Here is a 12,952-nt window from a genome sequence, read left to right on the forward strand (position 1 = left end):
TTGTGTTGACATTAAAACGTGAGAATGGTAATATAACCAGGGTGATTCCGAATTTTACTTGTTTCATGGAGGAAAGACTGATGTCTTATGAAAAAGTGGCTCAGCATAAAGCTCGTACAATTATCGGAACCAAGCAAACGCTGAAAGCGATGAGAAATGGCGAAATAAGCGAATTGTTTATCGCTAACGATGCCGATCAGCAGATTATCGGGAAAGTAATTGAACTGGCCAACAGTTTAAACATTCCTTGTAGTCACGTCGATTCCATGAAAAAGCTGGGAGCAGCTTGTGGAATTGAAGTAGGGGCGTCCACAGTTGCATTAAAACAAAAATAGTTTTGATGAATTTATTCATGAAGACTTTGTTTTTTGCACAAAGATGAACCACCTGGATGTGTGGTTCATGAATGATTATGTTGTTAGTATGTTAACAAGACTTTATATTGTTAATGTATTAAAAAATTAGGGCTTGTCGGATCGGCGAATTCCTAACTATATATTATTACTGGAAAGGAGGACAATATATGCCTACAATTAACCAACTTATACGTAAAGGTCGTGTAAGTAAACCAAAAAAGTATGACTCACCAGCACTAAACAGAGGGTACAATAGCTTTAAGAAGCGGTTCACGAAATTGAACTCTCCACAAAAACGTGGCGTATGTACTCGTGTTGGAACACTTACACCTAAAAAACCGAACTCTGCACTTCGTAAGTATGCGCGTGTTCGTTTATCAAATAATATGGAAGTAACTGCATACATCCCTGGAATTGGTCACAACTTGCAGGAGCACAGTGTAGTATTACTTCGTGGTGGTCGTGTGAAAGACTTGCCGGGTGTTCGTTATCATATTGTTCGTGGTGCATTGGATACTGCGGGAGTAGAAGGACGGGCTCAAGGTCGTTCTAAGTATGGTACGAAGAAGCCGAAGAAATAATAATAAACGGATAACAGTAACAGCAGATTGAGGAAAGGAGGGGGACATATGCCACGAAAAGGACCAGTGCCTAAGCGGGATGTCTTACCAGATCCACTTTATAATTCAAAATTAGTTACGCGTTTGATCAACCAGATAATGATCCACGGAAAACGAGGAAAGGCACAAAAAATCCTTTATAATTCCTTTGAACTTGTTTCTGAGAAGAGCGGACAAAATGCAATGGAAGTTTTTGAACAAGCAATGAAAAACGTTATGCCTGTACTTGAAGTACGTGCACGTCGTGTCGGGGGTTCTAACTACCAAGTACCAATGGAAGTTCGTCCGGAACGCCGTCAAGCACTTGGCTTAAGATACATTGTAAATTACTCGCGCTTGCGCGGTGAGAAAACAATGGAAGAACGACTTGCCAATGAAATTCTTGATGCTTCTAATAATACAGGTGCATCTGTAAAGAAACGCGAAGAACTGCATAAAATGGCAGAAGCGAACAAAGCTTTTGCACATTATCGCTGGTAAGAATAAACTACTAATAGGTTTTTGAAAGGAAGGAGAAGAATACATGGCTAGAGAGTTCTCCTTGGAAAAGACGCGCAATATAGGAATCATGGCTCACATAGATGCTGGGAAAACAACAACTACTGAGCGTATTCTTTTCTACACAGGACGTATTCACAAAATTGGTGAAACGCATGAAGGTGCTTCCCAGATGGACTGGATGGAGCAGGAACAAGAGCGTGGAATTACAATTACTTCTGCAGCTACTACTGCCGAATGGAAAGGTCACCGTATCAACATCATTGATACACCGGGACACGTAGATTTCACAGTTGAAGTTGAACGTTCCCTAAGAGTGCTTGATGGTGCTGTAACGGTATTGGATGCACAATCGGGCGTTGAACCACAAACAGAAACAGTATGGCGTCAAGCAACAACTTACGGCGTGCCAAGAATCGTATTCATTAATAAAATGGATAAAATCGGTGCAGACTTTTTATATGCAACGAACACGCTGAAAGATCGTTTAGGCGCAAACGCACACCCGGTCCAAATGCCGATCGGCGCAGAAGATAACTTTGACGGCATTATTGATCTTATCAATATGGAAGCCCACTTCTATTTGGATGATCTGGGTACAAAAGACGAATCAAGAGAAATTCCTGAAGAATATCGAGAGCAAGCTGAGGAGTTACGGAATGGGTTAATCGAATCGGTTGCTGATCTTGATGAAGACTTGATGATGAAGTTTCTTGAAGGAGAAGAAATCTCCAACGAGGAATTAAGAAAAGTCATTCGACAAGCTACATTAGATGTAGAATTCTATCCAGTGTTTTGTGGTTCTGCATTTAAAAACAAAGGTGTTCAACTCGTTATCGACGGTGTGCTTGATTATTTACCTGCACCAACGGACATTCCTCCGATTCAAGGTATTTTACCTGATAGCGAAGAAACAGTTGAGCGTCCAGCAGATGATAAAGAACCGTTCTCGGCGTTGGCATTTAAAGTAATGACTGATCCGTACGTTGGTAAACTTACCTTTTTCCGAGTTTATTCCGGTGTATTAAAATCCGGTTCCTATGTAGTAAACTCCGTGAAAAACAAGCGTGAACGTATTGGACGTATTTTGCAAATGCACGCTAACTCTCGTCAAGAGATTTCAGAGATCCACTGCGGGGAAATAGCGGCTGCAGTTGGGTTGAAAGATACATCAACAGGGGATACTTTATGTGATGAGAAAAATCTTGTCATTCTGGAGTCCATGGACTTTCCAGATCCGGTAATCCAAGTTGCTATCGAACCGAAGACAAAAGCAGACCAAGATAAAATGGGGATTGCATTAGGTAAGTTGGCGGAAGAAGATCCGACATTTACGACAGAATCCGATACCGAAACAGGGCAAACATTGATTGCTGGTATGGGTGAGCTCCACTTGGATGTCATTGTTGATCGCTTGAAGCGTGAGTTTAAAGTAGAAGCAAATGTTGGTGCGCCGCAAGTTGCTTACCGTGAAACATTCCGTGGTTCGGCTGAGGTTGAAGGTAAATTCATCCGTCAATCGGGTGGTCGTGGACAATACGGTCACGTTTGGGTTAAGTATGAACCAAATGAAGATGGCGCAGGTTTTGAGTTTGTTAATAAAATCGTTGGTGGAGCTGTACCACGTGAGTACATTCCATCCGTTGAAGCAGGTATTAAAGAGGCAACGGAAAATGGTGTATTAGCAGGGTATCCGTTAATCGACATTAAAGCGACATTGTATGACGGAAGCTACCATGATGTGGACTCAAACGAAATGGCATTTAAAATTGCAGGTTCAATGTCATTGAAATCTGCAAAGTCTAAGTGTCAACCAGTACTTTTGGAACCAATGATGAAAGTCGAAATTGTTATTCCAGAAGAGTACATGGGTGATATTATGGGTGACGTTACTTCCAGACGCGGACGTGTGGAAGGCATGGACACTCGAGGCAACGCACAGTTGGTTAAGGCATTCGTTCCACTTGCTGAAATGTTCGGTTATGCGACAGCATTACGTTCAAACACGCAAGGACGTGGAACTTATACAATGTTCTTTGATCACTATGAAGAAGTGCCGAAAAGCATCTCTGAAGAAATAATCGCGAAAAATGCTGGTGAATAATTGATTTTTTACGCATTCTCCAGTATAACATGTGTTAAAGACTAAGATTAATTCAACAAGATTCACTCTTAGTTATCAATATAAAAATTAAAGGTTCATTTATTAAAAGGAGGAACTATAAATGGCTAAAGAAAAATTTGATCGCTCGAAACCACACGTTAACATTGGTACTATTGGACACGTTGACCATGGTAAAACTACATTGACGGCTGCAATTACAACTGTAATGAACAAAAGAAACGGTTCAGGTTCCGCAATGGCTTATGACCAAATTGACGGTGCGCCGGAAGAAAAAGAACGTGGAATTACAATCGCTACTTCTCACGTTGAGTATGAAACAGAAAATCGTCACTATGCACACGTAGACTGCCCAGGACACGCTGACTATGTTAAAAACATGATTACTGGTGCAGCGCAAATGGACGGTGCCATCCTTGTGGTATCATCTGCAGATGGTCCAATGCCACAAACTCGTGAGCACATTCTACTTTCTCGTAACGTTGGTGTACCTTCCATCGTCGTATTCCTTAACAAAGTGGATATGGTTGATGACGAAGAGCTACTCGAGCTAGTTGAAATGGAAGTTCGTGACCTATTGTCCGAGTATGACTTCCCTGGTGATGATACACCGGTTGTTTCTGGTTCTGCTCTTAAAGCACTTGAAGGTGATGCAGATTACGAAGAAAAAATTGTTGAACTTATGAACGAAGTTGATGAGTTCATTCCAAACCCAGAGCGTGACACAGATAAACCATTCATGATGCCTGTTGAGGACGTATTCTCTATTACAGGACGTGGAACTGTTGCTACAGGTCGTGTTGAGCGTGGGCAGGTTAAAGTTGGCGATGAAGTAGAAATTATCGGGCTTGCAGAAGCACCAGGAAAAACAACTGTTACTGGTGTTGAAATGTTCCGTAAGCTTCTTGATTATGCTGAAGCTGGCGATAACATTGGTGCACTTCTTCGTGGTGTAGGCCGTGAAGATATCACTCGTGGTCAAGTATTGGCTAAGCCTGGTTCAATTACACCACATACAAACTTTAAAGCGGAAGTTTATGTACTATCTAAAGAAGAAGGTGGACGTCACACTCCATTTTTCGGAAACTATCGCCCACAGTTCTATTTCCGTACTACAGACGTAACTGGAGTTATCCAGCTACCTGAAGGAGTAGAAATGGTAATGCCTGGCGATAACATTGAAATGAGCGTTGAGCTTATTTCTCCAATTGCTATTGAAGACGGTACTCGTTTCTCCATCCGTGAGGGCGGACGTACAGTTGGATCTGGTGTTGTATCATCTATTGAAAAGTAATTAGTTTTAATATAAACCCGGGTAGCTTTCAGAAGCTGTTCGGGTTTTTTAGTCTTTCGTTTAAATGGCGGACGAATTGTGAAACAGCATGTCGTGGGTGGTGGACGGATTGCTTATCGGCGCAAATATTTAGTTTCCCAGCGTTGTTACGCTTGTTCTCGGCATGATTTTGTCGAATACTAGCGACAACGAGTGTTTTATCAGCTGGATTTTGTTGAGTATCGGCATTTTAAGTTGGGTTAATATAATTATTTAAAAAGTAAATACAGAGCATTACAGCTTGAAAAATACCAACATTCCCTAGCTATCATAAAGTCTTTTTTAGATTTTACTTGGTCGCAGATTTAATAAAATTTAAAAAGTTGCTTGACAGGTTATAAAATTTAGAATAATATAATAGTCAACAAAGTTACTCAAAAGGAATTAACAAATGGAAAAAATGACATCTGTGCTTGTGACAGGTTACTCAAAAGCACCACAAGGAACATCAATGTATGAGGTATATCGTCATGCAGGTATTGTTTTAGAAGTAGAAGTTGATACGCATAAAATTCTAGATGTAGAATTTACAATGGTTGCTGAGCTTACTAAAAATTTTTTTAAAAAGATAGTTGTAGGATATTCTCTTGAAGACGGTCTGGATAATTTAATTGACCGCATAAAAGAGTGTTACTTTGCGCCATCGCAACAAGCAATAATTGTTGCTTTGCAATCTGCTAATCAAAGATATTGGGAATACGTAAAATTAAATCAAAACAATTAATGTAAATTTGGTTATATTGAGCTGAGTTGGCAACCCCACCTCAGAAAATCTTTAGAACCGAGCAGACATTATACGTTTAGAGAGTATTAAACTCTTTAAATTATAATGTGATGCTCGGTTTTTGTTTTTTTACAACTGGAAAGGGGTTTGTGAATGAAAAGTGTAATTACATCGGAAAAAGCAATTAGTATGATAAAAGATGGTTTCACAATTATGATTGGTGGTTTTGGTCTTGTAGGTTGTCCGATACAACTTGTAGATGAACTAAGTAAATCTGATCGTAGGAATTTAACTATTATTAGTAATAATTTGGGAGAGGCCGGTAAAGGCCTAGGTAAGCTAGTCCTAAATAAACAAGTAAAAAAAGGTATCGGGTCTTATTTTACATCTAACAAAGACGTTGTTAATGCATACAAACGAGGAGAATTAGAAATTGAACTACTTCCTCAAGGGACGATGTCAGAAGCGATACGAGCAGCAGGAGCCGGTCTCGGAGGATTTTACACACCTGTAAGTGCAGGGACAAAATTGGCAGAAAACAAGGAAACAAAGGTTCTATCCAATAAAGAATATGTACTTCAAGAATCTTTACATGCAGATGCTGCATTCATAAAAGCAAAAAAAGCAGATAAGTTAGGTAATTTAATTTATAGTAAATCAGCACGGAACTTTAATCCGGCAATGGCAACAGCAGGAAAGACCGTTTTTGCGGAAGTCGACGAAATTGTTGAAGTTGGGGAATTAAACCCTGAAGAGATTATCACACCACATTTATATATCGATTATTTAATTGTTAACGGAGGATCTTAAGAATGGATAAGAAAAATTATATTGCACAAAGAGCAGCACAAGAACTAAATGATGGGGATATTGTCAATCTTGGAATAGGTTTACCAACGCTAGTTGTTGACTATTTGCCGGATGATATTAGCATATATCTACATTCTGAAAATGGAATTTTAGGACTTGGCCCTACACCAGCAACAGAAGATATTGATGAGGATTTAGTAAACGCCGGTAAACTACCTGTAACGATCAAAGAGGGATCATCTTTTTTTGATAGCCCATCATCTTTTGGAATGATACGTGGAGGTCATGTTGACGTAGCCATATTGGGAGTGTTGCAAGTTGATCAATATGGAAGAATTGCCAATTGGGCGATCCCGGGAAAAGATATATTAGGAGTAGGTGGTGCGATGGACTTATTGGAAGGAGCTCAAAAAGTTATTGTCACCATGCTGCATACAACTAAAAACGGGGATGCCAAAATAGTTGATAAATTAACGTATCCTAAAACATCCAAGCGGCAAGTTGATGTTGTTGTAACCGAGATAGCCGTTTTCCGGACAGATGATAAGGGGTTAATATTAACTGAAATTGCGCCCGGAAAAACAATAGAAGAAGTGAAAGAAAAGACGGGTGCTCCATTTCGAACTGCAGCTAATCTAACAGAAATGACAAAGGAGATTGAAGTTTGATGACAGTTATAGTTAGCGCCTTACGATCACCAGTTGGCCGGTATGGTGGATCACTAAAAAATACTTCACCGGAAGAACTTGTATCTATACTTATGAAGAACAACTTGTCTTCGGTTGGTTTAGACACAGCGTTGATTGATGAGGTAATCGTAGGACATACGAAACAAAGCGCACATAATCCAAACATTGCTAGATTAGGACTTTTAAAAGCTGAAATTCCGGAACATGTCCCAGGACATACCGTACATATGCAATGCGGATCGGGAATGCAGGCAATAATGAATGGGGCAATGTCAATAACGGCAGGAAAAAACGAAGTGGTATTAGCTGGTGGCGTTGAGATAATGTCCCAGGCGCCGTATTATTTTGTAAACAATCGGTTTGGAATCCAACCAGGCGACTTAAAACTTTCGGACGCCAATATTGAAAGCCAACCAAAATCACAGCCAGAGGAATTTTACGGAAAATTTTCTATGGGAGTTACAGCTGAACGATTAGCTAAGAAGTACCATATATCTCGACAAGAACAAGATGAGTTTGCGCTTAATAGCCAAATGAAGGCAAAAAAAGCAATGGAATCAGGAAAATTTTCTGAAGAGATTGTACCAATAACTGTAAAAGAAGGTAAAAAGGATTTTCGACACTTTGCTGTTGACGAACACCCTAGAGATACAAATTTGGAAAAGCTAGCAAATCTAAAGCCCGCTTTCCAGGAGGGAGGAACAGTAACTGCCGGAAATGCTACAGGGAGAAATGATGGTGCAGCAATGCTGTTACTGATGAGTGAAAGAAAGGCGCATGAATTAGGCTTGAAACCACTTGCTCACATTCGCTCGTTTGCTTCAGCTGGTGTTGATCCGAAAATCATGGGTATTGGACCGGTTCCAGCGACGGAAAAGGCTTTAAGAAAGGCAGGATTACATTATTCTGATATCGATTTAATCGAATTAAATGAAGCATTTGCTGCACAAAGCTTAGCCGTATTAAGGGAGTGGGGCTCTGATGGAGCTAATGTGAATGTCAATGGCGGAGCGATTGCTTTAGGTCACCCGCTTGGTGCAACTGGTGCAAGAATATTAACTACCCTCATCAGTGAAATGAATAAGGGAAGTCAACAGTTTGGATTAGCAACGATGTGTATAGCTGGCGGTCAAGGAATTTCCATGGTGGTGGAGAGGAAATGACACAGAAAGTAAAAGACGCAGTTTTTCACAGAGATTTAAATAAAAAGTATCCCATTATTACTCATGGTGAAGGAATTTACTTATATGATCAGTCTGGAAAAAGATATATTGACGCTTCCTCGGGTGCAGTAGCAGCAAATCTGGGTCATAGTAATAATAGAATAGCGCAGGCTATGGCCGATCAAGCGATGAAGGTTGGATTTGTGCATTCTATGCGATTTGAAACGGAAGTTCTACACCACTTGGCAGAAAAAATCGTAGATTTAGCACCGCGTAATTTAAAAAAGGTTTATTTTACATCCGGTGGATCCGAAGCAAATGAAAGCGCTATAAAGTTAGCGAGACAATACCATAGAGATAATGGGGACCGTGACAAACACATTGTAATAGGGAGGTGGCAGTCATACCACGGGAATACTCTTGGATCGTTATCTGTAGGAGGTGATATAAAAAGAAGGAAACCTTATATGCCGAACCTGATAAACACGGAACATGTATATTCCCCTTATTGTCGTCGATGTCCTTACCAACGTAATAGTGAGGATTGTTCGCAAAGGAAAAATTGGTCTTGTGTTAAAGATTTAGAAACCAAAATTAACAATTTGGGCTCAGAAAATATTTCAGCAATTATCATGGAACCAATTGTAGGGAGCCAACAAGGGGCAGTAGTTCCTCCGAAAGATTACTTTAAAGAGGTAAGAAAACTTTGTGATAGTCATGACATAGTCCTCATCATTGATGAAGTGATGACAGGCTTTGGTAGAACAGGAAAGAATTTTGCTATTGAGCATTTTGAGATCGTACCGGATATTATAACATTCGGAAAAGGTGTTTCAGCAGGTTATGCTCCACTAGCTGGAATGATAGTAAGTGACAAAATAATAGAAAGCACGATTAAAAACAGTGCCGGGAAATTTATACATGGCTATACGTATAGCGGGCATCCAGTTACAGCAGCAGCAGGGCTCGCTGCCATGGAAATTTATGAAGAAGATTCCATATTGAATAACTGTATACAAATGAGTAAGTATTTAATTGAAAAACTAGATTCATTAAAAAGCAAATCGAATATTATTTCAGATGTACGGGGAAAAGGACTCTTAATAGGAATTGAACTAGTAAAAGACAAGGAGAGTAATATTTTATTTGATCCAATTGAACAAGTATCAAATCAAATCAATGAAATCGCATTTGAGCTGGGAGCAGTATTCTATCCAGGATCGGGAGGTATTGATGGACTTAGAGGAGAGCATTTGATTATTAGTCCGCCGTTGAACGTAAATAAGGAAGAAATTGATGAAATGGTGACGATATTGGAGAAAGTTATTGATTCTTTTGAAAATGATATGAAATAAAAAAGGAGAGACGTCTAAATGAAAAAGTTAAAGAATGTTTTACCAATGGTGTTTTTGTTGGTCATAGTAGGCCTAATAGTATCTGGATGTGGTGAAGGACAAGAATCAACAACAAAGAGCTCTGAAGATGGTAGTAACGAAAAAGAGAATGAATCATCTTTAACATACCCAGAAAGATCGCTTAAAATGATTGTTCCTTACTCAGCTGGTGGTGGCACCGATACTGTTGCAAGGGCTGTGAGTCAATTTATTGATATGGATGAGGAAATGGTAGTTACTAACCTAGATGGAGGGAGTGGGAAAATTGGCACAATGGAAGTTGTGGAATCTGATCCAGATGGGTATACATTATTAACACACTCAGTGACCGCCACAGTATCTGGGTATTACTCTGGATTGTATGAAAATAAAATATGGGAAGAAATGGAGCCAGTCGCTGCGGTAGCTTCACAAAGTGGAGGGATTGTAGTTAGGGCAGATTCGAAATGGGAAACAATAGATGATTTAGTAGATTACGCAAAGGATAATCCAGGAGAATTATCTATAGGCCTTCCTGGAATTGGCGGGGGTGCTCATGTGATAAGTGCTGTTTTTGCAGATGCTGCAGATATTGAAGTTAACTATGTTCCTTATGATGGGTCTTCAGAAAGTAGAGCAGCTTTAGCTGGAAATCATATCGACATAATGGCTGGATTTGTATCTGAGTTTTATGATTTCATTCAAGAAGGAGATTTTAGGATGCTAGCAACAACAGGTTCGGAAAGGTCGCCTATGCTTGAAGATGTCCCGACATTTAAAGAAATGGATATTGAATTTGTTTTGAATCATAGAAATGGGATTTTTGCGCCTAAAGGTACACCAAAAGAGGTTATTGATGTGTTAAATGAAAAAATAAAAGAAGTTACAGAAGACGAAGAATATATAGAGCTAATGAACGGATTGGTTACAGAATCCGCTTATTTATCTGCTGAAGATTTTACTAAAGAATTAAAGGACTTAGACAACATGATTGAACCGGTTGGCGACTTAATAAAAGCTGAATAATAAAATATATAAGAAAGTCGCAATAGGAAGGCCGGAAAGATAATTAAAAAGTGAATGCGGTTGAGGATATATCATTACTTTGTTTTTAGAATTAAAGGGGAGAGTAATTAGATCATAGCAACTTGTAAAATATTAATGTGAAATTATATTAGATTCACAAAATGAGCGTCTGTTTAACGTCTAGACAGATGCTCGAAATCAAGGGTATGGAAGTTAAAAAGGAGAGATAAATTGATTAAATCAGATAAGACAATGGCGATGATAATCTTCATGTTTGCTATATTTATGCTTATCATGAGTTTTTCTATTTCAAATCAACCATTTGCAATAGTGAGGGATGATTCAGCCTTTTTCCCACAAGTATGGTCTATAGTTCTAATAGGTCTAAGTATATTGTTATTTTTACAGGGTAGGAAAAGAGATAAAGAAGAAAAGAAAGCCATTACTGCTCTCATTGTAGAAAAACGACAAGTATATTATATGCTTTTAGCTACCGTTGGATACGTTTCATTAATTGGCTCTTTAGGATATATTCTAATAACATTTATATTTCTAACTATAACTATTAGCATTTTAGGTAAAGATCAAAACATTAGTAAGTTAAGAATACTAGCCATTTCAGCTATTATTACCCTCAGTACCTACTTCATTTTTTCTGAAATACTAAAGGTTTTCTTACCTATGGGAAATATATTTTAATCTAACCTCTAAGGTGGTGAAATGGTGGAATTTCTTTTATTAGGATTAGAACAAACAATTAACATTTATACAATATTAATTGTTGCTTTAAGTGTCACTTTAGGGATATTTTTTGGAGCTATACCGGGGTTAACTGCAACGTTGGGTATTGCACTAATATTACCATTTACTTACGGTCTTGGACCAATCAATGGATTAGCGGCCATGTTGGGTATTTATGTTGGTGCAACTTCTGGAGGCTTAATTTCTGCAACTCTGATTGGCATACCAGGAACAGGAGCTTCAATTGTAACAACCTTTGATGGATACCCCATGGCACAAAAAGGAAATGCCAACCAAGCTCTCTCCTTGGGAGTATTTGCATCGTTAGTTGGTGGAGTCATCAGTATGATCATACTAACCTTTGTAGCCCCATTATTAGCAAAAGGAGCATTGCTATTTGGTCCTTGGGAATATTTTTCTTTAGGAATTTTTGGGTTGACTATTGTGGTTAGTGTTTCTGGGGGGAATTTAATAAAAGGATTAATATCAGCAAGTTTAGGTGTTTTTATAACCTTTTTTGGCCAAGATCCAGTTATTGCTACACCTCGTTTTACTTTCGGATTTACACAATTGGAAGGGGGGTTTAGTATTTTACCAACATTGTTAGGTTTTTTTGCTGTCTCACGTTTTTTCAGCGATATAACATCTAAAGAGAGCAATCATTCTATGGTAGTGATGGATAAAAAATATAGAATATTTCCCTCATTAAATTTACTAAAAAAGTCCATAAAAAACCTATTTCGCTCATCCTTTTTGGGAACGTTGATAGGAATTTTGCCAGGTGCAGGTGGAAGTATAGCGTCATTTTTAGCCTATGATAGGTCAAAAAAGGCATCAAAAACTCCTAATAAATTTGGCGAAGGACACTATGAAGGGGTTATAGCGTCAGAATCAGCTAATAACGCCATCACTGGAGGTGCTTTAATACCTTTAATAACTTTAGGTATACCTGGAGACATGGTTACTGCTGTAATACTAGGGGGACTAATGATTCATGGATTACAACCGGGTCCGATGCTTTTCAGTAACAATGCGGATGTAGTAGGCACTATCTTTGTATCATTACTGCTGGCGACTATTTTAATGTTTTTAATTCAGAGTGGGTTAATGAGGTTTTTTGCACGAATTATTCAGGTACCGAAATATATCTTATTGCCTGTCATTATCTTAATGTCTATGGTAGGTGTTTATTCAGCTAACAACAGAATATTCGACTTAGGTGTGCTTATACTATTTGGTTTTATAGGCTACGCTTTAGTGGAGAATAAGTTTCCATTAGCACCTATAATATTAGGTTATATATTAGGACCTATAATTGAATCAAACTGGCGTCTTGGTCTAATGACAACAGGAGGAGATGTTTTGCCGTTCTTTTCTAGGCCAATTTCATTAATACTTCTATTAATAGCAGTAGTGTCAATTTTATATCCACTTTATAAATCCGGGAAGGCGCAAAGGAGTATATAAGTACAATAGCGTTTCCAAGCTATTTTTAGC

Annotated in this window: 13 protein-coding genes; all 13 read left to right on the forward strand. The window is 38.7% G+C overall.

The genetic code is table 11. The features are described 5' to 3' along the window. Positions 1-80: 80 nt before the first annotated feature. Entirely contained in the window at positions 81-335 is a 255-nt protein-coding gene (locus tag ACLIBG_RS08730; RefSeq protein ID WP_439312382.1) for a 50S ribosomal protein L7ae-like protein, read from the forward strand. Between the two features lie 188 nt (positions 336-523). Beyond that, positions 524-937, forward strand: coding sequence for a 30S ribosomal protein S12 (rpsL, locus tag ACLIBG_RS08735; RefSeq protein WP_439312383.1), 414 nt, complete (start codon positions 524-526; stop codon positions 935-937). 48 nt (positions 938-985) lie between these two features. Next, positions 986-1,456 (forward strand): 30S ribosomal protein S7, encoded by a 471-nt coding sequence (rpsG, locus tag ACLIBG_RS08740; RefSeq protein ID WP_439312384.1) that lies wholly within the window; start codon positions 986-988, stop codon positions 1,454-1,456. Positions 1,457-1,499: 43 nt separating this feature from the next. Beyond that, the gene (fusA, locus tag ACLIBG_RS08745) at positions 1,500-3,578 is read left to right on the forward strand and encodes an elongation factor G (protein WP_439312385.1); all 2,079 of its coding nucleotides are present in this window, start codon (positions 1,500-1,502) and stop codon (positions 3,576-3,578) included. A gap of 121 nt (positions 3,579-3,699) precedes the next feature. Beyond that, the gene (gene tuf, locus ACLIBG_RS08750; RefSeq protein ID WP_439312386.1) at positions 3,700-4,890 is read left to right on the forward strand and encodes an elongation factor Tu; all 1,191 of its coding nucleotides are present in this window, start codon (positions 3,700-3,702) and stop codon (positions 4,888-4,890) included. A gap of 430 nt (positions 4,891-5,320) precedes the next feature. Continuing rightward, positions 5,321-5,653, forward strand: a complete 333-nt coding sequence (locus tag ACLIBG_RS08755) for a DUF3870 domain-containing protein (RefSeq protein ID WP_439312387.1) — start codon at positions 5,321-5,323, stop codon at positions 5,651-5,653. A gap of 153 nt (positions 5,654-5,806) precedes the next feature. Then, positions 5,807-6,463: a CoA transferase subunit A gene (locus ACLIBG_RS08760; protein WP_439312389.1), complete on the forward strand. Its 657-nt coding sequence runs from the start codon at positions 5,807-5,809 to the stop codon at positions 6,461-6,463. A gap of 2 nt (positions 6,464-6,465) precedes the next feature. Beyond that, positions 6,466-7,131, forward strand: a complete 666-nt coding sequence (locus ACLIBG_RS08765) for a 3-oxoacid CoA-transferase subunit B (RefSeq protein ID WP_439312390.1) — start codon at positions 6,466-6,468, stop codon at positions 7,129-7,131. Continuing rightward, positions 7,131-8,315, forward strand: coding sequence for a thiolase family protein (locus ACLIBG_RS08770; protein WP_439312392.1), 1,185 nt, complete (start codon positions 7,131-7,133; stop codon positions 8,313-8,315). Before ACLIBG_RS08765 ends, ACLIBG_RS08770 begins: the two co-directional genes overlap by 1 nt. Next, positions 8,312-9,670: an aminotransferase family protein gene (locus ACLIBG_RS08775; RefSeq protein WP_439312393.1), complete on the forward strand. Its 1,359-nt coding sequence runs from the start codon at positions 8,312-8,314 to the stop codon at positions 9,668-9,670. The genes ACLIBG_RS08770 and ACLIBG_RS08775 overlap by 4 nt, the downstream gene beginning before the upstream one ends. An 18-nt stretch (positions 9,671-9,688) precedes the next feature. After that, a complete protein-coding gene (locus ACLIBG_RS08780; RefSeq protein WP_439312394.1) occupies positions 9,689-10,714 on the forward strand; it encodes a tripartite tricarboxylate transporter substrate binding protein in 1,026 nt (341 codons plus the stop codon). Positions 10,715-10,945: 231 nt separating this feature from the next. Then, complete coding sequence (locus ACLIBG_RS08785) at positions 10,946-11,413, forward strand: tripartite tricarboxylate transporter TctB family protein (protein WP_439312395.1); 468 nt, start codon at positions 10,946-10,948, stop codon at positions 11,411-11,413. A gap of 24 nt (positions 11,414-11,437) precedes the next feature. Next, the gene (locus ACLIBG_RS08790) at positions 11,438-12,922 is read left to right on the forward strand and encodes a tripartite tricarboxylate transporter permease (protein WP_439312396.1); all 1,485 of its coding nucleotides are present in this window, start codon (positions 11,438-11,440) and stop codon (positions 12,920-12,922) included. The last annotated feature ends 30 nt before the right edge of the window (positions 12,923-12,952 follow it).

This window comes from Virgibacillus sp. W0181 (assembly GCF_051846915.1).
Lineage (GTDB): Bacteria > Bacillota > Bacilli > Bacillales > Amphibacillaceae > JBPYCR01.